19 protein-coding genes are annotated in these 18,383 nt (G+C 71.7%); 9 read left to right on the top strand and 10 right to left on the bottom strand.

Annotated features, from left to right (window positions below; translation table 11 throughout):
• The first annotated feature begins 46 nt into the window (after window positions 1-46).
• Complete coding sequence (locus C3488_RS16615) at window positions 47-514, top strand: pyridoxamine 5'-phosphate oxidase family protein (RefSeq protein WP_103840214.1); 468 nt, start codon at window positions 47-49, stop codon at window positions 512-514.
• A 5-nt stretch (window positions 515-519) separates the two neighbouring features.
• Here the strand turns inward: C3488_RS16615 and C3488_RS16610 are convergent, their stop codons facing one another.
• On the bottom strand, window positions 520-1,437 hold the full coding sequence (locus C3488_RS16610) for a LysR family transcriptional regulator (RefSeq protein ID WP_103840213.1): 918 nt from the start codon (window positions 1,435-1,437) through the stop codon (window positions 520-522).
• A 73-nt stretch (window positions 1,438-1,510) separates the two neighbouring features.
• Between C3488_RS16610 and C3488_RS16605 the strand changes: the two genes are divergently transcribed.
• Window positions 1,511-2,455 (top strand): DMT family transporter, encoded by a 945-nt coding sequence (locus tag C3488_RS16605; RefSeq protein WP_103840212.1) that lies wholly within the window; start codon window positions 1,511-1,513, stop codon window positions 2,453-2,455.
• On the opposite strand, the gene C3488_RS16600 is transcribed toward C3488_RS16605, so the two are convergent.
• Window positions 2,452-3,783, bottom strand: coding sequence for an aminotransferase class I/II-fold pyridoxal phosphate-dependent enzyme (locus C3488_RS16600; RefSeq protein ID WP_103840211.1), 1,332 nt, complete (start codon window positions 3,781-3,783; stop codon window positions 2,452-2,454). The genes C3488_RS16605 and C3488_RS16600 overlap by 4 nt on opposite strands.
• Before the next feature lie 51 nt (window positions 3,784-3,834).
• Between C3488_RS16600 and C3488_RS16595 the strand changes: the two genes are divergently transcribed.
• A complete protein-coding gene (locus C3488_RS16595) occupies window positions 3,835-4,518 on the top strand; it encodes a pyridoxamine 5'-phosphate oxidase family protein (RefSeq protein WP_103840259.1) in 684 nt (227 codons plus the stop codon).
• Window positions 4,519-4,581: 63 nt separating this feature from the next.
• Here the strand turns inward: C3488_RS16595 and C3488_RS16590 are convergent, their stop codons facing one another.
• The 4 genes from C3488_RS16590 to C3488_RS40125 all read right to left on the bottom strand — a co-directional run bounded on the left by C3488_RS16590 (window position 4,582) and on the right by C3488_RS40125 (window position 7,494).
• Window positions 4,582-5,535 carry a DMT family transporter gene (locus C3488_RS16590; protein ID WP_103840210.1) on the bottom strand — a complete coding sequence of 318 codons (954 nt, stop codon included), beginning with the start codon at window positions 5,533-5,535 and terminating at the stop codon, window positions 4,582-4,584.
• A gap of 181 nt (window positions 5,536-5,716) precedes the next feature.
• Entirely contained in the window at window positions 5,717-6,721 is a 1,005-nt protein-coding gene (locus C3488_RS16585; protein WP_103840209.1) for a DMT family transporter, read from the bottom strand.
• A gap of 46 nt (window positions 6,722-6,767) precedes the next feature.
• Complete coding sequence (locus C3488_RS16580) at window positions 6,768-7,337, bottom strand: Clp protease N-terminal domain-containing protein (RefSeq protein ID WP_103840208.1); 570 nt, start codon at window positions 7,335-7,337, stop codon at window positions 6,768-6,770.
• Window positions 7,315-7,494 carry a hypothetical protein gene (locus C3488_RS40125; RefSeq protein WP_146067877.1) on the bottom strand — a complete coding sequence of 60 codons (180 nt, stop codon included), beginning with the start codon at window positions 7,492-7,494 and terminating at the stop codon, window positions 7,315-7,317. The genes C3488_RS16580 and C3488_RS40125 overlap by 23 nt, the downstream gene beginning before the upstream one ends.
• Before the next feature lie 86 nt (window positions 7,495-7,580).
• Between C3488_RS40125 and C3488_RS16575 the strand changes: the two genes are divergently transcribed.
• Complete coding sequence (locus C3488_RS16575) at window positions 7,581-8,009, top strand: SRPBCC family protein (protein ID WP_103840207.1); 429 nt, start codon at window positions 7,581-7,583, stop codon at window positions 8,007-8,009.
• A gap of 70 nt (window positions 8,010-8,079) precedes the next feature.
• Here the strand turns inward: C3488_RS16575 and C3488_RS16570 are convergent, their stop codons facing one another.
• Window positions 8,080-8,727 carry a PadR family transcriptional regulator gene (locus tag C3488_RS16570; protein WP_103840206.1) on the bottom strand — a complete coding sequence of 216 codons (648 nt, stop codon included), beginning with the start codon at window positions 8,725-8,727 and terminating at the stop codon, window positions 8,080-8,082.
• Between the two features lie 100 nt (window positions 8,728-8,827).
• Here C3488_RS16570 and C3488_RS40120 point away from each other — a divergent pair, with 100 nt between their 5' ends.
• From C3488_RS40120 to C3488_RS16560, 3 genes are all read left to right on the top strand, one after another.
• Entirely contained in the window at window positions 8,828-9,256 is a 429-nt protein-coding gene (locus C3488_RS40120) for a hypothetical protein (RefSeq protein WP_146067876.1), read from the top strand.
• Window positions 9,240-10,136, top strand: a complete 897-nt coding sequence (locus tag C3488_RS16565) for an aminoglycoside phosphotransferase family protein (RefSeq protein WP_103840205.1) — start codon at window positions 9,240-9,242, stop codon at window positions 10,134-10,136. Before C3488_RS40120 ends, C3488_RS16565 begins: the two co-directional genes overlap by 17 nt.
• A 137-nt stretch (window positions 10,137-10,273) precedes the next feature.
• Window positions 10,274-11,083: a PhzF family phenazine biosynthesis protein gene (locus C3488_RS16560; RefSeq protein ID WP_103840204.1), complete on the top strand. Its 810-nt coding sequence runs from the start codon at window positions 10,274-10,276 to the stop codon at window positions 11,081-11,083.
• Window positions 11,084-11,133: 50 nt separating this feature from the next.
• Here C3488_RS16560 and C3488_RS16555 read toward each other — a convergent pair whose 3' ends face one another.
• Window positions 11,134-11,934, bottom strand: a complete 801-nt coding sequence (locus C3488_RS16555) for a CPBP family intramembrane glutamic endopeptidase (protein WP_103840203.1) — start codon at window positions 11,932-11,934, stop codon at window positions 11,134-11,136.
• A 145-nt stretch (window positions 11,935-12,079) separates the two neighbouring features.
• Complete coding sequence (locus C3488_RS16550; RefSeq protein ID WP_103840202.1) at window positions 12,080-13,597, bottom strand: glutamate-cysteine ligase family protein; 1,518 nt, start codon at window positions 13,595-13,597, stop codon at window positions 12,080-12,082.
• Window positions 13,598-14,143: 546 nt separating this feature from the next.
• Here C3488_RS16550 and C3488_RS16545 point away from each other — a divergent pair.
• Together C3488_RS16545 and C3488_RS16540 are read left to right on the top strand one after the other, a co-directional pair.
• Complete coding sequence (locus C3488_RS16545; RefSeq protein ID WP_103840201.1) at window positions 14,144-14,731, top strand: hypothetical protein; 588 nt, start codon at window positions 14,144-14,146, stop codon at window positions 14,729-14,731.
• Window positions 14,732-15,133: 402 nt separating this feature from the next.
• Window positions 15,134-15,340, top strand: a complete 207-nt coding sequence (locus C3488_RS16540; RefSeq protein WP_103840200.1) for a DUF5999 family protein — start codon at window positions 15,134-15,136, stop codon at window positions 15,338-15,340.
• 88 nt (window positions 15,341-15,428) lie between these two features.
• Here the strand turns inward: C3488_RS16540 and gcvP are convergent, their stop codons facing one another.
• Window positions 15,429-18,314: an aminomethyl-transferring glycine dehydrogenase gene (gene gcvP / locus C3488_RS16535; RefSeq protein WP_103840199.1), complete on the bottom strand. Its 2,886-nt coding sequence runs from the start codon at window positions 18,312-18,314 to the stop codon at window positions 15,429-15,431.
• Between the last annotated feature and the right edge of the window lie 69 nt (window positions 18,315-18,383).

The raw sequence follows: 18,383 nt of genomic DNA, 5'->3' as shown, positions 1-18,383 counted from the left end.
TCAGAGGATCTCTCTGACACGACGTGGGAGAAGAAGAGGGGGCCGCATGTCCGTCACCACGCAGCGCCGGGGCCGGAAGATCATGATGACACCGGGTGAGCTGGACGAGTTCCTCGCCGGCCAGCGCACCTGCCGCGTGGCCACCGTGTCCGCAGACGGCGCCCCGCACGTCAGCGCCCTGTGGTACGTCTGGGACGGCACCTCGCTGTGGCTGTACTCGGTCGTGCGCAGCAAGCGGTGGGCGGATCTGCGCCGCGATCGACGGATCGCCGTCGTGGTGGACACGGGTGAGGAGTACGACCAGCTGCGGGGCGCCGAGCTGTCCGGCACGGCGGAGTTCGTCGGCGAGACACCGCGCACCGGGGAGCTGTGCGCGGAACTCGACGTGCCGGAGATGCTGTTCGCCCGCAAGAACTTCGGCCTGGAGGAGATGCCGCACGACGGCCGCCACGCCTGGATCCGGCTGACCCCGACGAAGATCGTCTCCTGGGACTTCCGCAAGCTGGGCGGGTAGACGCCCTACCCGCCCACCCGGGCCGTCACGGCCTCGCCTGCCGCGCGCAACGCCTCCACCGCCGCCCGGATCGAGGGGCGGCGGTCGGCGTCGGCCCGCCACACCACGTAGACGTGCCGTCGCACCTGCTGCCGCACGGGCACGGTCACCACTCCCGCCGGCACCGGGTCGCGCCCGAGACGCGGTGCGATGCACACCCCGAGCCCGGCGGCGACCAGCCCGAGCTGGGTGTGCGTCTCCCCGGCGCGGTGGCCGACGCATGGCTCGATGCCCTTGGAGCGCAGGGTGAACATGAGCCACTCATGGCAGAACTCGCCGTCGCCCCACGTGATCCACTCGTCCTCGGCGAACTCCTCCAGGCCGACCTCCGCCCGGTCGGCGAGCCGGTGCCCGGCCGGCATCGCCACGTCCGCCGGATCGTCCAGGATCGCCGCCTTCACCAGGCCGTCCGGCAGCGGCATCGGCTTGTTGTACCAGTCGAGGACGATCGCGAGGTCCAGGTCGCCGCGCACGACGCCGGCAACTCCGTCCTCGGGTTCCAGTTCGCTCGAGCGCAGCCGCAGCGCGGGATGGTCGGCGCGCAGCGCGGCCAGCGCGGTGGGGAACAGCCCGCGCGCGGCCGTGGGGAAGGCCGACAGGCGTAGTTCGCCCGCCACCTGCCCGCGCTGTGCCTCCAGGTCGGCCCGGGCGAGTTCGACCTGTGACAGGATCCGCGCCGCGTGCTCGGCGAGCAGCCGGCCCGCGTCCGTGAGCCGCACCCCACGCCCGTTCCTGGCCAGGAGCTGCTGCCCCACCTCGCGCTCCAGCTTGGCCATCTGCTGGGAGACGGCCGAGGTGGTCACGTGCAGCCCCTCGGCGGCGCCGCTGACCGAGCCGTGCCGGGCGAGGGCGTCGAGGGTGCGCAGACGCTCGAGATTCAACATGTAAGCGATACTACGAGATACCGGGTGCGAAATCTCGATTGTGCTACGAGATCACCTGGGCCATTGTGGGGCCATGAGCACCGTCTCCACTCCGCGAACCGTCACCGCCCCCACCACCGCCCCTCGCCGCAGGGCCGCCCTCGACTGGCGGATCCGCTTCGGTGTCCTCTCGCTGATCTGGGGATTCAGCTTCCTGTTCATCAAGGTCGGCACCGAGGCGTACGCCCCGTTCCAGGTCACGCTCGGCCGGCTGGTCTTCGGCACGGCGGTGCTCGCCGTCGCCATGGCGGTCAAGCGCGAGCGCCTGCCGCGCTCCGCCCGCACCTGGGGACATCTGGCGGTCGCGGGATTCCTCCTCAACGCGCTGCCGTTCTCCCTCTTCGCCTACGCCGAGCTGACGATCCCGTCGACGCTCGCCGGGATCTGCAACGCGACCTCGCCGCTGTGGGGCATGGTCCTGTCCCTGGTGGCGCTCTCGGAGGACCGGCCGACGCGGCGCCGGGTGGCAGGGCTCGGCATCGGCTTCCTCGGCGTGCTGACGGTGCTCGGCGCCTGGCAGGGCTTCCACGGCCTGGACCTGACGGGCACGGCGCTGGCCCTGCTGGCGTCACTCAGCTACCCGGTGGGCTGGATCTACGTCCGCCGCACCCTGGCCGGTTCCACCCACTCCAACCTGTCGCTGACGGGCGGCCAGTTGGTGCTGGCCACGCTGCAACTGGCCGTCGTCACACCGGTCTTCACCACCCTGCCCACGCACGTCGCGGTCCTGCCCCTGCTGGCCGTCGCCGCGCTGGGCGCACTGGGCACGGGTGTGGCGATGCTGCTCCAGTACGGCGTGGTCGCCGAGGTCGGCCCGACGACGGCGCAGATGGTCACGTACTTCGTCCCGGTCGTCGCCATCGCGGCGGGCGTGGCGGTCCTGGGCGAGCCGCTGACCTGGTCGACGCCGGTCGGTGCGCTGATCGTCCTCGCGGGCGCGGCACTGACCCAGTCCCGCCCCAAGGGCGAGCGGCATTAGACGTAGCTCCGCGCAGGGGCCGGACCCACGGCGGAGGCGATCGCGTCCGCCAGGGGCCCGGTGTCGTCCGCGGACAGGGTCGAGACGGTGATCCGAATGCCGGGCGGCGCGCTCAGCCGGAAGCGGGCTCCGGGGGCGACGGCCCAGCCGGCGTGCAGCAGCCGGGCGACCGCTCCGGTCTCGTCGGGCACCGGCACCCACACGTTCATGCCCGCGACGCCGTGGGCCGTGACACCGCGCTCGGCGAGCGCGTCGATCAGCGCGCCGCGGCGCCGCCCGTACTCCGCAGCGACCGCCCGCGCGTCCACCGCGTCGTCCGTCCACAGACGGACCACCGCCCGCTGCACGAGCAGGCTCACCCAACCGGGTCCGAGCCGCTGCCTCCCGCGCACCCGGTCGACGGTGACGGTGTCCCCGGTGAGCACCGCGAGCCGCAGATCGGGGCCGTACGCCTTGGCGACCGAGCGGACGAGGGCCCAGTGCCGGGTGACCCCGGCGAGGGGATCGAGGGGCACGTCGACGATCCCGTGGCCGTGGTCGTCCTCGATCAGCAGGGTTCCCGGATGGTCCCGCAGCACGGCTCGCAGGGCACGCGCGCGAGGGGCGCTCACCGCGGCGCCGGTCGGGTTCTGCGCCCGGTCCGTGACGATGAGGGCGCGCGCGCCGGACTCCAGGGCGGCGCGTACGGCGCCTGGCAGCGGACCCTCGTCGTCGACGCCGACCGGAACCGTGCGCAGCCCGAGCGCCGGCACGAGGTCGAGGGTCCTGCCCCAGCCGGGGTCCTCGACAGCGACGGCGTCCCCGGTCTTCAGATGGACGGCGAGCACCCGTTCGACGGCGTCGAGCGATCCGGAGACGACGGCGAGCGGGCCGTCCGGCACCCCGTCGGCGTCCAGGGCGGCCCGCGCGATGCGCGCAAGCTCCGGTTCCACGGCGACGTCGCCGTACAGCACCGGTGCGCGGTCGCCCTCGGCGGCGGCCGCCGCGAACGCCTCCGCCAGCGGGGGCAGCAGCGCCGGATCCGGATTGCCGCTCGACAGGTCGCGTACGCCCTCGGGCACGTCCACACGGATGTGGTCCCGGCCCGTCGTGGCCGGCGCGGGCCGTACCCGGCTGCCGCGGCGTCCGGCGGTCTCGATGACGCCGCGCTCCCGCAGGATGCGGTACGCGGCCGCGACGGTGTTCGGGTTGACGCCCAACTCGACGGCCAACTCCCGTTGCGGCGGAAGCAGTTGCCCCGGCTCCAGCTCCCCGGCACCCACCGCCCGCTCGACGTCGGCCGCAATCTCCGTCGCACGCCGCCCTGTGAACCGATATCCTCCTAGCACAAAAGATATTATGCACTAGTGCAATGGAGGCGCACCATGCAGGGGGCGCACATGCAAGGGACCCGACAGCCGACACCGCGGCCCGCCGCCTACACCCCGACCGACCGCACCGTCCCCACGCGCTCCGCGGAGCGTGCGTCGTACGACAAGGAACTGGTGCACGCGATACTCGACGACGGCTACGTCTGCCATCTCGGCTTCGTCCGGGACGGCGCGCCGGTCGTGCTTCCCACGCTGTACGGCCGGGTCGGCGAACGGCTGTACGTCCACGGTTCGACCGGCTCGCGCCCGCTGCGCATGACCGGCGAGGCCGACCCGGGGCTTCCGGTCTGCCTGACGGTGACTCATGTCGACGGCCTGGTCCTGGCCCGCTCGGCCTTCCACCACTCGATCAACTACCGCTCCGTGGTCGTGCACGGCATCGCCCACCAGGTCACGGACCCCGAGGAGAAGCGGACGGCCCTGGACGCGCTGGTCGACCACGTCGTGCCGGGCCGCTCACACGACTCCCGGCCCGCCAACAAGAAGGAGCTGGCCGCCACCGCCGTGATCCGCCTCGACCTGGACGAGGTCTCCGCAAAGCTCCGCACCGGCGGCGCGAATGACGAGCCCGAGGACCTCTCGCTCCCCCACTGGGCCGGCGTGGTCCCGGTCCGCAGGGAGTACGGGACCCCGCTCCCGGACGCCGGACTGGCACCCGGCACCGGCGTGCCGGACTACCTGGCGGCCCTCTGAGGGTGCCGTACGGGTGCGGAACCTTGCCGGAGTCCTTGGGCTCCGCCAAGGTTCCGCACCCCGTCATACGAGGACCGGTTCCTCCCGCCGCGCCCGAGCCCTTCGTGCCTCCGCGAGCGCGAGCCCCGAGACCGAGCCGAGCATCAGTGCCGTGCCCACGAGCGTCCCGAGCGTCAGCCGCTCACCGAGCAGGGCGATGGCCAGGACGGCCGCGCCGACCGGCTCGAGCAGCATGATCACGGACACGGTGGCGGACCGTACGACGGCCGCCCCCGCGAAGTAGAGGGCGTAGGCCAGGGCGGTGGGCACCGCCGCGATATAGGCCAACAGCCCCGCCAGCACGGCGGGGTGGGCGGCGTGCGGGAGCAGCCCCTCGTCCAGTGCGAACGGCAGCAGGCACAGACTGGTGATCGCGAACGCCGACACGGTCGTGGCGGACCCGTCGGCCGCGCCGTCGCGCCCCCACCATCGGGTGAGCAGCGTCATGACGCTGTAGCCGGCCGCCGACACGACCGCAAGCAGCACGCCCCACGGGCGCACGGTCGCGCCACCACCGCCGAGCACGAGCACCCCCAGCCCGGCGAGCGCCCCGGCGACGGCGGCCGCCCCGCCGCCTCCGAGCCGCTCCCCCAGGGTGAGGCGGGCGCCGAGGGCGATCAGGACGGGCCCGGCACCGAGGGTGACGACGGTCGCCACCGCGAGCCCGGTGGCGGAGACGGCCGAGAAGTAGGCGGTCTGGAAGACGGCGAGCCCCAGCCCGATGGCACAGGCGCGCAGCGCCCTGCGGCCGAGCGGCCCAGGTGCGGCGGTGCGGGCGGCATGCGGGCGCATCAGGCGGGCGGCGACCAGCAGCACGAGCCCGGCCGCGCAGCGCCAGAAGGACAGGGCGACGGGGCCCATATCACTGGTCCGGTAGACCAGGGATGCGGCCGCGCCCGCGGTACCCCAGGCGGTACCGGCGACGATCAGGTAGAGAAGGCCTCGCCCGACGGGCAGGCCGGAGGCAGCATTCGACACGAGTTGTCTCCGCAGAGGTGCAGAAGTTCGGCGGGGGACCCGTCATGCGCCGGGTCCGTGGACTTCTTCTGCGGGCAGCACACCGCTGCGCCCGGCGATTCGCCGGGCGCGGTTTCCGGAGGGCCCGCCTCAGGCGGCCGGAGGCGGAAGAACGAGCGCGTCCGAATGCATGATCCGTACCCTAGGCGGCGGCTTTGCGGGCGGACAACTCCCTTTCGTCGCCGGCGCTCGCGATCGGCTCGTCGGAGCCGCGCGCGGGCGCGGAGGACTGGGCGATGAACGCGCCCACCAGGACCACCGCACCGCCGATGATCTGCGGGGCCGAGAGGTGCTCGCCGAGCAGCACCCAGGCCAGGACGGTGGCGATGACCGCTTCGAGGCAGGCCACGACGCCGGCGACCTGGGGCGAGAGCCGGCGCACGGACAGCACGCCGGTGACGTAGGCGAGGACCGTGGCGATCAGCACGATCCAGGCCAGGAGGAGGACGGCCGGGACGCGCGTGCCGTTCATGTCCGCGGTGCCGGTGAGCACCGGCCAGTCCATCGTCCAGGGACGGGCCAGAACAGTGAGCACGGCGGCACCGACGAGCAGTCCGTACGCGATGACGCCGAGCGGGTCGGGGGCCTCGTCGCCCGCCTCGCTGCCCTGGTCGGACAGGACGAAGTAGCCGACCTGGCAACAGGCGGCGCCGAGCGCGAGCAGTATCCCGAGCGGGTCGAAGCCCAGCCCCGACCACACCTCGACGACGCAGGCGAGCCCGCCGACCGCGAGGGCCACACCGACCGCCGCGGCACGCGTCACCGGCCGCCGCTGCACGAGGCGCACCCAGCCGAGGACGAGCGCGGGCGCCAGGTACTCGATGAGCAGGGCGACACCGACGGGTATGCGGGACAGCGCGGCGAAGTAGCAGGCCTGGACGCCGGCGACGGCGAGCAGTCCGAATCCGGCGAGCAGGGCGGGGCGGCGGCGCAGCAGGGCGCGGTGGCGTACGGCGAGCGGCAGCATCACGAGCGCGGCGCCCGTGACCCGCAGCCACACCACATGCAGAGGGTCGAGCCCCGCCTGGATCAGCGGCTTGGCCGCGACACCCGATCCACCGAAGGCGACCGCCGACGCGAGCGCGAGCCCCAGCCCGATGCCTCTGCCACGGTTGCCCTGACTGCCCTGAGACGTATGCACCGGCACATGATGGCAGGAGACGACATGAGCGTCACCATCAATAGCTCCTGTCTCAACGGCTGGACGGAACCGCGCCCGCCGCCTCGATCCGGTCCGCGAGCACTCTCACGTCGACGCCCGCGCGGCCGAGGACCTCGACGGCGCGTGACTCGGGGTCCGCGACCATCGCCGCGAGCAGGTCGAGCCCGCGCGCGTGTGCGTCGCCGCGACCGGCGGCGCGCCCGTACGCCGCCCCCAGGGCGGTGGCCGCGGCGGGCGACCAGCCGTCCGGCTCCTTCAGCACGGGTACCGCGCCCGAGTCCTCGACGGTGGCCTGCCAGCGCAGGCCGTAGCCGATGGCGCGCTGGACGAGATAGCCGAGCAGCCGGGCGACCTGCGGCCCGTCGAAGACGGCGCGCACCTCGGGGTCGGACTCCAGCAGCGTGTGCAGCAGGTGGGCGGTGTCGATCTCCCGGTCACCGTCACGCAGCGCCCTCCTGCGGGCGCCGGAAAGCACCGCTGCCAGCTCCAAGGAGACCCTGGCATCGAGGTGGGACTGGTGCGTGCCGCGTTCCGCGGCCGGTCGCTGGACATGACGGGGTGGCACGTCCCCCACCCCATCAGCCCCAGCGGTCCGAGTCATCCTCGGCGGGCAGCATGTTCGCGTCCGACACAGGTTGGGCATGGCCGACCCGGTTCTCCTCCTTGCGGATGACATCGCGCCCTCTCCGCTCGGGGACCGCGCGTCGCCCGGCCCGCGGCCGGCGCTGGACGGGCGCCTGCCATTTCTGACTGTTCATCAGTTTGAATGTTGCGAACCCTGCGGCTGCGTTCCGCGACACCACAGCTGCGCGCGGCGCGGCAGCCGACGCGAAGGGGTGGTCGCATGGCCGAAGTCAGTGCGGAAGCTCGCATCGAGGCCCCCGCCGAGAAGGTCTGGGCCGCCCTCACGGACTGGTCGGCGTACGGCGAGTGGAACGCGACCCACACCGGCTTCCCGAAGGGCGGCCCCGAAACCCTCGCGGTGGGCGGGACCTTCGGGGAGAACATGAAGCTGATGGGCTTCCCGGCCGAGGTCACCTGGACCATCGACGAACTGCGCCCGGGGCGCGTGCTGTCCATCCGCGGCAAGGGCCCGATGGCCGTGGACCTCGCCACCCGTTACACGCCGACACCCGACGGCGAAGCCACCTCGGTGCGGATCGACGGGGAGTTCACCGGCGCGGCGGTGTCCCTCATGGCGGGCAAGCTGAAGGACTCGGCGACGGCCGCGCTGAACGAGTCGCTGCGCAGGCTTGGCGCACTGGTGTCCTGACGGTACGTACGCCGACGCGAGGGCGCCCCGCGGACGCGGTGCCGCGGGGCGCCCTCACCTCACCGCGCCGTCAGTGCTCGTCGGCGAGGATCAGGTACAGCTTCTTGCGGGCCTCGTTGATGACCGCGAGGGCCTTGTCGCGCTGGTCCTTGTCGCCCGTCTTCCAGACCTGGCCGAACGCCTCCATCAGACCGACGCCGGCCTGCCGGATCTCGTGCAGCGCCTCCCAGTCGACACCGCGCGAGGCCTCCTCCCAGGGGGCGTCGGGGCCTTCGTCGGCCGCGGCGCGACCCGGCTCGGTGAGAGAGAAGAGCTTCTTGCCCCCCTCGCTCTCACTGGTGATCAGGCCCTCGTCCTCCAGCAGTTGGAGGGTCGGGTAGACCGAGCCCGGGCTGGGCTTCCACGCCCCGCCGCTGCGCTCGGCGATCTCCTGGATCATCTCGTAGCCGTGCATGGGCCGGTCCTTGAGAAGAGCCAGGATCGACGCGCGTACGTCGCCGCGGCGCGCCCTGCCCCGCGGTCCGCCCCGGCCGCGCCCGCCCCAGGGGCCGCCCGGACCGAAGAAGCCCGGTCCGCCGAAGCCGGGGCCACCGGGTCCGCCCGGCCCGAAGGGCCCGAAGGCTCCGCGCCGGCCGTCGAACCCGCCCCCCATGTGGCGACCGGGGCCGCCGTGGTGTCCGTGTCGCTCGTATCCGAAGTCCTGTCCATGGGAACGCATCCCCACCACTCCATTCGTTCGTTGATCTGTCGCGATGCCTCAACGATATATCGGGACTGTTCGGGTGACAAGGCCCTGCCGAAGCTCTGAAGGTCGCGCGGTGAGCGTCACTTTCCGGGTCGGCTTCGAGCCCTGGCTGGAACGGGACCGACTGCTGCCGATGGACTTCGAAAGCGGACAAGCCGGCACCATCGGCCGTCCGCGCGCAGGCTTGCGCACCGACATCCAGCGCCCCGCCTGCCGCCGTTGCACCCACGCCGCAGGCATCACCACGCCCGCGGCCTGCTGGACCACTCACGACATCGCCGACGCCCGCGAACCGGATCTGTCCGTCTCAAGTGATCTGGTCCGAAGCCGCGGCTGTGACCTGGGCGAGCAGAACGGTTCAGGCACTCGGGTGGCCGAGAAATCTCAGTTGATCCGGGCCCTGACGCAGGAATACTGGCTGTCGTCTCAGTTGATCGGGTCTGCTTCCGGCGTTTCGAACTGGACCAGTGGAGGGGCCTGCGCGCATGACCATGCACGATGACCAAGTGGACGTGACCACCGAAATCGTCGCGACCTTGATCCGAGAACAGTTCCCTCAGTGGAGCGGCAAGGCGATCCGACTCCTGTCGTCGACCGGGACGGTCAACGCCATCTTCCGTATCGGGAACGACCTCTCTGCGCGTTTCCCCCTGCGTCTGGCCGATCCTGCCGAGGCTCTGGCGGTTCTGGAGCAGGAAGCCCGGGCGAGCGCGGAGCTGGCACAGGTGTCTCGGTTCCCCGTCCCGGAACCCGTCGCCTTGGGAAAGCCCGGAGCGGGTTACCCCATGCCGTGGTCGGTCCAGACGTGGCTGCCGGGAACGGTCGCCTTCGATGCCGACCCCAGTGGGTCGGATGCTTTTGCCGAGGACCTTGCGGCCTTCATCGCAGTTCTGCGGGAGTCCGAGACGCGGGGGCGGCTTTTCAGCGGCGAGGGCCGTGGCGGCGTTCTCGCTCACCACGACGATTGGATGGCGAAGTGCTTCGAGGAGAGTGAGGGGCTGCTCGACGTGCCCCGGCTGCGCCAGGTGTGGAGCTGTTTCCGGGAGTTGCCACGCACGGGTGCCGACGTGATGAGCCATGGTGACCTGATTCCCGGCAACGTACTGGTCGCGGGGGACCGGCTCGGCGGCGTACTCGACACCGGCGGCTTCGGCCCGGCCGACCCCGCGCTGGATCTGGTCGGTGCCTGGCACCTGTTGGAGTCGGGCCCGCGGGAAGTGCTCCGCCGCACACTGGTCTGTGACGATCTGGAGTGGGAGCGCGGCAAGGCATGGGCGTTCGAACAGGCGATGGGCGTCGTCTGGTACTACGCCGAGAGCAATCCGACGATGAGCGGAATGGGGCGCCGGACACTCGACCGCATTCTGGAGTCGATGGAGTGAGGTCGCCCCGATCGCAGGCGGTGATGGAGACCATCGCTCGCCGCCCTCACCGACAACAGCCCGCAGCCGTCGACACCAGTCCAGCCGCCCCGAATTGGCCTTGGCCCTCCCCGGCCAAGGGCCTCTAGCGTCGGCCCATGCGGATTCGTATCGTCGACGCCTTCACCGACCGCCCCTTCGCCGGCAACCCGGCCGGCGTCCTCCTCCTCGACTCCTTCCCGGACGACGACTGGCTCCAGAACGTGGCCCGCGAGGTCAACCACGCCGAGACCGCCTTCGCACACCCTCTGCCCGACGCAGGCGAGGCGGACTGGGCGTTGCGCTGGTTCACCCCCACCACCGAGGTGGCCCTGTGCGGCCACGCGACCCTGGCGACCGCCCACGTCCTGCACACCACGGGCGCCCACGAGGGCCCCGTTCGATTCGCCACCCGCAGCGGCGTCCTGAGCGCCGCGCCGCACGAGGACGGTTCGGTCACGCTGGACTTCCCCACCGCGCCGCTCACCCGCGTCGAGATCCCCGACGGCGTGGCCGAGGCCCTCGGCGCACAGCCCCGCACCGCCGTCGACACCGGGCCGGGCGTCGGTGACCTGGTCCTCGAGCTCGCCGACGAGAAGACGGTCCTCGGCCTCACCCCGGACCTCCGGGCCCTCGCCCGCCACTCACCGCGGGGCATCATCGCAACCGCCCGCGCCGAGGATCCCTCCCGCGGGTACGACTTCGTCTCGCGCTGCTTCTTCCCGAACGTCGGCATCGACGAGGACCCCGTCACCGGCAGCGCCCACACCGCCCTCGCGCCCTACTGGTCCGAGCGCCTCGGCCGCCCCGACCTCACCGGGCTGCAGGCCTCCGCGCGCTCCGGCCGCGTCCGCACCGAGCTCCGCGGCGACCGCACCCTGCTCACCGGCCACGCGGTCACCGTCATCGAGGGCGAACTGCTCGCGTAACGGGACACCAAGGGGCGCGCCACGCCCTGGTGCGCCCCTGTCCGGCCCGTTCACGCCGTGGGCAGCCAGCCCACCTTCCCCGCCAGCAGCGCGTATCCCACGAACGCCCCGATGTCGAGCAGTGAGTGGGCCACCACCAGGGGGCCGACCCGCCCCCAGCGCCGGTAGAGGTAGACGAAGACCACGCCCATGACCATGTTGCCGAAGAAGCCGCCGATGCCCTGGTAGAGGTGGTAGGAGCCGCGCAGCACCGAGCTGGCCACCAGCGCGGTGCCGGGGGTCCAGCCCAACTGGCCCAGCCGGCGCAGCAGATAGCCGACGACGATGACCTCTTCGAGGACGGCGTTCTGCACCGCCGACAGGATCAGTACGGGGAACTTCCACCACACGTTCGGCAGCGCCTCGGGCACCACCGTCAGGTTGGCGCCCAGCCCCCGGGCGGCCAGGTAGAAGGCGATGCCCGTGGAGCCGATCACCGCCGCGATCGCCGCCCCGCGCCCCAGGTCCGGCCACGGCCTCCTCCGGTCGAAGCCGAGCGTGCGCAGCGACGCGCCCTCGCGCAGCAGGAAGTGCGCGACCAGCGCGACCGGGACCAGCGCGGTGGCGATCCCGAAGAGCTGCCAGGCGAGATCGAGCCAGGGGCGGCCGGGCGCGGCCGAGGCGTTCATGGTGGCCGCCTGGTCCTTGAGCCCGCCCGGTTTGGTGACCGAACCGACAAAGCTGATCAGCGCGGAGACCCCGCTCGCCCCGAGCGAGAGGCCCAGCACCAGCAGCGTCTCGGCACGGAAAATCCGTCGTGTCGGTCCTTCCGCCGTAAAGGAATCGGCCACCGACCCTGCCTCCACCCGCACTCCGCCTCCAGTTGAGCGATCCCGCCTCGTCCCCATCTTCTGCCATACGGCTGTGTACGGGCACGGGGCTCAACAGGGAGGGGCCTGTTCAGGGCAGACGGACGAAGGTGGCCGTGCGGCGGTCAGCCCGGCCGCACGGGATTGCTCACCTCACGCCCGCCGGTTCCGGTAACCCGACCGGCCAGGTGTGGACCGGCTCTCCGGCGTGCATCAGCTCGCGGTACCGCACGGTCGTCGCGGCCAGCGCGGCGTCCCGGTCGAGCCCCCGCTCCAGGGCCCGGTGGAACATGGCGGCCTGCCAGCTCGCGCCGTTGACCCGCCGCCGGCACCGCTCCTCGATCACTCCGAGGTAGAAGTCCCGGTCGGCGGGTTCGACTCCCCAGGCGTCCAGGCCCGCCTCGGCGAGCGGCAGCAGTTCGTCGCGCACCAGGTCAACGGCCGCGACCTCGGTTGTCCCGCCGTACCGGCCGCGCTTCGGCCACTGCAGGCGTGCCTCGATGCCGTACCGGCAGGCGGCGTCGAAGTTGGCGGCGGCGGCCTCGAACGGCAGCCGCGTCCACACCGGCCGCGTTTCCTCCGCGAGGGCGCGGACCACGCCGTAGTAGAAGGCCGCGTTGGCGATCACATCGGTGACGGTGGGTCCTGCGGGCAGCACGCGGTTCTCGACCCGCAGATGCGGGACGCCGTCCGCGATGCCGTAGACGGGTCGGTTCCAGCGGTAGATGGTGCCGTTGTGCAGGACCAGTTCCGAGAGCTTCGGGACGCCTCCCTCGTCCAGGACGCGCAGGGGTTCCTCTTCGTCGCAGATCGGCAGCAGCGCGGGGAAATAGCGCAGGTTCTCCTCGAAGAGGTCCTGGGCCGAGGTGATCCACCGCTCCCCGAACCAGGTGCGCGGCCGGACACCCTGCGCCTGGAGTTCCGGCGGCCGGGTGTCGGTGGACTGCTGGAACAGCGGCGGCCGGGACTCGCGCCACAGCTCACGTCCGAACAGGAACGGAGAGTTGGCGCCGAGTGCGACCTGCACCGCCGCGACCGCCTGAGCCGCGTTCCAGAGGTCCGCGAAGCGGTTCGGGGTGACCTGGAGGTGCAGCTGGACCGAGGTGCAGGCGGCCTCGGGCGTGATGGACCGCGCGCTGCACTCGAGCCGTTCGACACCCTCGATGTCGAGTCGGAAGTCCTCGCCCCGCGCGGCCACGATCTGGTCGTTGAGCAGGGTGTAGCGGTCGACCGCGGAGAGGTTGGAGGAGACCAGGTCGTCGCGGTCGAGCGTCGGGAGGATGCCGATCATCAGGATCGACGCATCCAGCTCGTTCGCTTTCCGGTCGGCATAGGCGAGCGAGATCCGCAGCTCCTCGGCGAGCCGGTCGAAAACCCGGCCGCCCAACCTGTGTGGAGCTATGTTGACCTCGAGGTTGAACATGGCGAGTTCTGTTTGGAAATCTCGGCTCGCAATCCTTTCCAGAACCTGGGCGTTCATCATTCTCGGAGTCCCGTCCTGCCCGACGAGATTCAACTCGATCTCCAGGCCCATCAGGTTCTTGGGGCGGTCGAACCGCTTCTCCTCCAGCAGTCGCGCGAGTCCCGTCAGGCACTGCCTGAGCTTGTCGCGGTAGTGCTGGCGATCGGACAGGTCGAACGGCCCTGCCACGACCTTCTCTCCCATCGAAGCGTCCCTCCTGAGATGGGCAGGCCGACGTACGTTACGGCCGCTGCGGTCCCGGGTCACGGGGGATGATGCCCAGGCAACGCGATCGATAACGTCCCAGTTGCGACCGTCACCCGCTACGCTGGGGGCGGCGTGCCGCCGGGCACATTCACGAGGCATGGAGCAGGACGCAGTTTCACTGTGCAACCGGTCGTGAAAAACGCCGACGAGAATCGGCCGACCGCTACGGACAAGTATTCCGAGGTCGCCGCCCTGACGCCTGCGCAGGATCGGGACGAACCCCGCTTATCGCCGACCGGATATCGCCTTGCCGACATAAGCGCGTCGTTCCGACGAAACAGTGTATGAACACGCGTCGTATAAACTTTGCGCACGGGGCAGAGAGTTGGCGCTCACGGTTCGGGCCCTGTCGTCAAAGCGCCGCCATTCGTACGGGCTCGGTTACCCCCATCCCTCCCTCTGACCCCGAGAGCTGACAGCGCCGTCCGCCCGCCCCACCACGCCCTCGCGCCCCTGTGCCTGTCGAATGAGAGGCGACCCACCATGCAGCTGCATGTCCCTCAGGCTCCCGCGCCCGCTCTCCGCTCCGTCCTCACGGCACTCGGTTCTCCCACCGCGGTCCGGGAGGCTCCCACCCCCTCCCTGCGCACGGCCCAAGGACCCGCGACCCCCGAACTTCCGCTGCCCGTCCACGTCCTGGACCGGATCACCCCGCACGGCGCGTCGGCCACCCGGCTCGCCGGATGGCGGTTCCTCATCCGCGCCGGGGGCCGCGCCGTGGCCGCCGCCGAGACCATGTTGACGCCCGACGGCTGGGCCTTCTCGCACTTCTTCGAGGGCCCGTACGTCGCTGCCACCGAGCGCGCCGTGCTCCAGGCCGAGACCTCGCTGACCGAGCCCTACCAGGCCCGGCTGCTGTCCGTGCCGGAGCTGTACATGCTCACCCTGTGGCTGCACGGCGACTGCACCGCCGACGGCGCGACGGGCCACCCGGCGGCGAACGACCTCCTGGTGCCGCTCGCCCCCGCACCGCCCGGCATCGCGGCGCACCGGCCGCACCGCGTCGCCGACCTCCTGCCGGTCCTGACCCACCGGGTGACCCGGACCCCGCTGCTCGGCCAGCCCGCGTAGCTTCCGGGCCTCGTCTCACCGTGCCCCGCCGCCGGAGACGGCCGCGGGGCACGCACGTGTTCGGGCCGTCGAATGCCTTGGGCCGCCTTCGCTCATTCGCGCCCCATCACGCTCGTACGAGGGTGATCTGCGGCTCGGCCCGTACGGACTAGCCCCTCCCGGCCACCTCGAACCATCCGAAGTGACCGTGCGGTCGGGCCGAACCGTCCGGGCGGGGGACGCGTCATGAACCTGTGAGGAGCGGTGCTGCGAAATCCCTGCGGATCGACGCCCGTGGGGCAACACTGGGTTCCTGACCGACGTATCACCGACGGGGGGGCGGCCATGAGCGACACGACGAGCCGCAGGACAGACACGACAGCCATCTCACACATACCGACAGAGCGAAAGATCCCCACCACCATGTGCCAGCACCAGCCACCGTGCCCGACCGCCGAATCCGCCGACCGGGAGTCCGCCCGTCTCGTGGCGCACCACCCGGAGCAGGGATGGAGCCTGCTGTGCAACGGCGTACTCCTGTTCGAGGACACCGGTGAGCTTCTGCCGGACGGCCAGATCATCGCCCCGCACCGCCCGCTGGGCACCGACCAGGTGATGACGGCCGCCTGAGCGCGCACCAGGGCATCGCTGCCCTACACACGAGGGGCCGGCCGGAGACACATGCTCCGCACCGGCCCCGACGCATCTCCGAGGGTGATCACTCGTCGTAGGCGTCCAGCGGCGGGCAGGAGCAGACCAGGTTCCGGTCGCCGAAGGCCTGGTCGATGCGGCGCACCGGCGGCCAGTACTTGTCCGCGACCGACACACCGGCCGGGAAGACGGCCTCCTCACGCGTGTAGGCGTGCTTCCACTCCCCGCCCAGCGCCGCCGCCGTGTGCGGCGCGTTGCTCAGCGGGTTGTCCTCCGCCGGCCACTCGCCCGAGCCGACCTTCTCGATCTCCGCACGGATGGCGATCATCGCGTCGCAGAACCGGTCCAGCTCGGCGAGGTCCTCCGACTCGGTGGGCTCGATCATCAGCGTGCCGGCCACCGGGAACGACATCGTCGGCGCGTGGAAGCCGTAGTCGATGAGCCGCTTGGCGACGTCGTCCACCGTCACGCCGGTCGCCTTGGTCAGCGGCCGCAGGTCGATGATGCACTCGTGCGCGACCAGACCGCCGGGGCCGGTGTAGAGGACCGGGTAGTGCGGCTCCAGACGCTTGGCGACGTAGTTGGCGGACAGCACGGCCACCTGCGTGGCGCGCTTGAGGCCCTCGCCGCCCATGAGCCGGACGTACGCCCAGGAGATCGGCAGAATGCCCGCCGAGCCCCAGGGGGCGGCCGAGATCGGCCCCACGCCCGTCTGGGGACCCGCCTCGGGCTGCAGCGGGTGGTTCGGCAGATAGGGCGCCAGGTGCTCGCGGACCGCCACCGGGCCGACACCCGGGCCACCGCCGCCGTGCGGGATGCAGAACGTCTTGTGCAGGTTCAGGTGCGAGACGTCGCCGCCGAAGTGGCCCGGCTTGGCGAGGCCGACCAGCGCGTTGAGGTTGGCGCCGTCGACGTAGACCTGCCCGCCGGCCTCGTGCACGGCCGCGCAGATGTCGGCGACGTGCTCCTCGAACACACCGTGCGTGGACGGGTACGTGATCATCAGCACCGACAGCTGGTCGCGGTACTGCTCGATCTTGGCCCGCAGGTCCTCGATGTCGATCTCGCCGTCCTCGGCCGTCTTGACCACGACGACCTTCATCCCGGCCATCACGGCGCTGGCGGCGTTGGTGCCGTGCGCGGAGGACGGGATGAGGCAGACGGTGCGCTGGTCGTCGCCGTTGGCGCGGTGGTAGCCGCGCACGGCCAGCAGACCTGCCAGCTCTCCCTGGGAGCCGGCGTTGGGCTGGAGGGAGACCTTGTCGTACCCGGTGACCTCGGCGAGACGTTCCTCCAGCTCGCGGATGAGCGTGAGGTAGCCCTCGGCCTGCTCGGCGGGCGCGAACGGGTGCAGCTGACCGAACTCGGGCCAGGTGACCGGCTCCATCTCGGTGGTCGCGTTGAGCTTCATGGTGCAGGAACCCAGCGGGATCATGCCCCGGTCGAGCGCGTAGTCACGGTCGGCCAGCCTGCGCAGGTAGCGCAGCATCGCGGTCTCGGAGCGGTGCTGGTGGAAGACCGGGTGGGCGAGGTAGTCGTCGCTGCGCAGCAGGGCCTGCGGCAGCGCGTCCTCGATGGTGGCGTCCAGCGCGTCGATGTCGCCCGCGACGCCGAACGCGGTCCACACCGCGCGCAGCTGGGCCCGGCCGGTGGTCTCGTCACAGGCGGCCGAGACGTGGTCGGCGTCGACGAGGCGCAGGTTGACGCCGTTCTCCCGGGCGGCGGCGACGACGTCGGCGGCCCGCCCCGGAACCCGGGCGGTGACGGTGTCGAAGTAGGTGCCGTGGACGACCTCGACCCCGCCGGCCGTCAGGCCCGCGGCGAGGACCGCGGTGTACCGGTGGGTGCGCCGGGCGATGTTCCGCAGGCCCTCGGGCCCGTGGTAGACGGCGTACATCCCGGCCATCACGGCGAGCAGAACCTGGGCGGTGCAGATGTTGCTGGTCGCCTTCTCGCGGCGGATGTGCTGTTCGCGCGTCTGCAGGGCGAGCCGGTACGCCTTGTGGCCGTCGGCGTCCAGGGAGACTCCCACCAGCCGGCCGGGCAGGCTGCGGGCGAACTTCTCGTGCACCGCCATGTAGCCGGCGTGCGGGCCGCCGAAGCCCATCGGGACGCCGAAGCGCTGGGTGGTGCCGACGGCGATGTCGGCGCCGAGCTCGCCGGGCGACTTCAGCAGGGTCAGCGCGAGCAGGTCGGCGGCGACGGTGACGAGGGCGCCCAGCTGGTGGGCCTGGTCGATGAGGGGCTTGAGGTCGCGCACGACACCGGAGGCGCCCGGGTACTGGACCAGTACGCCGTTGATCTCCCGCTCGGCGATCTCGGCCGGAATGCCGGCGCTGAGGTCGGCGACGACGACCTCGACACCGGTGGGCTCGGCGCGGGTCTGGATCACGGCGATGGTCTGCGGCAGCGTGTCCGCGTCCACCAGGAACAGGCCCTTCTTGTTCCTGCCCATGCGCCGGGACAGCGCCAGGGCCTCGGCGGCGGCGGTGCCCTCGTCGAGCAGGGAGGCGCCGGAGGTCGGCAGGCCGGTGAGGTCGGCGACCATGGTCTGGAAGTTGAGCAGGGCCTCCAGCCGGCCCTGGGAGATCTCCGGCTGGTAGGGCGTGTACGCGGTGTACCAGGCGGGGTTCTCCATCACGTTCCGGAGGATCACCGGGGGCGTGAAGGTCCCGTAGTAGCCGAGACCGATCATGGAGTCCAGGACCTGGTTGCGGTCGGCGAGGGAGCGCAGCTCGGCCAGCACCTCGGCCTCGGTGCGCGCGCCCGGCAGGTCGAGGGCGTCGGCGTTCTTGATCACATCGGGCACCGCGGCGGCGGTGAGCTCGTCGAGCGATCCGTAGCCGACGTGCGCGAGCATCTTGGCCCGCGCCTCCTGGTCGGGCCCGATGTGGCGCTGCTCGAACGGAGTGCCCTGTTCGAGCTCGGAGAGCGGGATACGCTGGGCGGTCATTGCGGAGGCCTCCTGGTCTGACGCGACCTTCGAGGGGCACCACGGCGCGGGTACCCCGACGGCCTCCCC

This window comes from Streptomyces sp. Ru72 (assembly GCF_002920635.1).
In the GTDB taxonomy this organism is placed as follows: domain Bacteria; phylum Actinomycetota; class Actinomycetes; order Streptomycetales; family Streptomycetaceae; genus Streptomyces.
Note: the sequence above shows the minus strand (reverse complement) of the source record. Positions and strands in the feature narration are given on the sequence as shown.

What these genes read in the sequence shown, in the direction of transcription:
- C3488_RS16605 (WP_103840212.1), top strand. Translation starts at nt 1,511, where the DNA reads ATGAGCACCGTCTCCACTCCGCGAACCGTCACCGCCCCCACCACCGCC.
- C3488_RS16560 (WP_103840204.1), top strand. Translation starts at nt 10,274, where the DNA reads ATGCGGATTCGTATCGTCGACGCCTTCACCGACCGCCCCTTCGCCGGC.
- C3488_RS16610 (WP_103840213.1), bottom strand. Translation starts at nt 1,437, where the DNA reads ATGTTGAATCTCGAGCGTCTGCGCACCCTCGACGCCCTCGCCCGGCAC.
- C3488_RS16615 (WP_103840214.1), top strand. Translation starts at nt 47, where the DNA reads ATGTCCGTCACCACGCAGCGCCGGGGCCGGAAGATCATGATGACACCG.
- C3488_RS40125 (WP_146067877.1), bottom strand. Translation starts at nt 7,494, where the DNA reads ATGAACAGTCAGAAATGGCAGGCGCCCGTCCAGCGCCGGCCGCGGGCC.
- C3488_RS16550 (WP_103840202.1), bottom strand. Translation starts at nt 13,597, where the DNA reads ATGGGAGAGAAGGTCGTGGCAGGGCCGTTCGACCTGTCCGATCGCCAG.
- C3488_RS16595 (WP_103840259.1), top strand. Translation starts at nt 3,835, where the DNA reads ATGCAAGGGACCCGACAGCCGACACCGCGGCCCGCCGCCTACACCCCG.
- C3488_RS16575 (WP_103840207.1), top strand. Translation starts at nt 7,581, where the DNA reads ATGGCCGAAGTCAGTGCGGAAGCTCGCATCGAGGCCCCCGCCGAGAAG.
- C3488_RS16570 (WP_103840206.1), bottom strand. Translation starts at nt 8,727, where the DNA reads ATGCGTTCCCATGGACAGGACTTCGGATACGAGCGACACGGACACCAC.
- gcvP (WP_103840199.1), bottom strand. Translation starts at nt 18,314, where the DNA reads ATGACCGCCCAGCGTATCCCGCTCTCCGAGCTCGAACAGGGCACTCCG.
- C3488_RS16580 (WP_103840208.1), bottom strand. Translation starts at nt 7,337, where the DNA reads ATGACTCGGACCGCTGGGGCTGATGGGGTGGGGGACGTGCCACCCCGT.
- C3488_RS16540 (WP_103840200.1), top strand. Translation starts at nt 15,134, where the DNA reads ATGTGCCAGCACCAGCCACCGTGCCCGACCGCCGAATCCGCCGACCGG.
- C3488_RS16565 (WP_103840205.1), top strand. Translation starts at nt 9,240, where the DNA reads ATGACCATGCACGATGACCAAGTGGACGTGACCACCGAAATCGTCGCG.
- C3488_RS16545 (WP_103840201.1), top strand. Translation starts at nt 14,144, where the DNA reads ATGCAGCTGCATGTCCCTCAGGCTCCCGCGCCCGCTCTCCGCTCCGTC.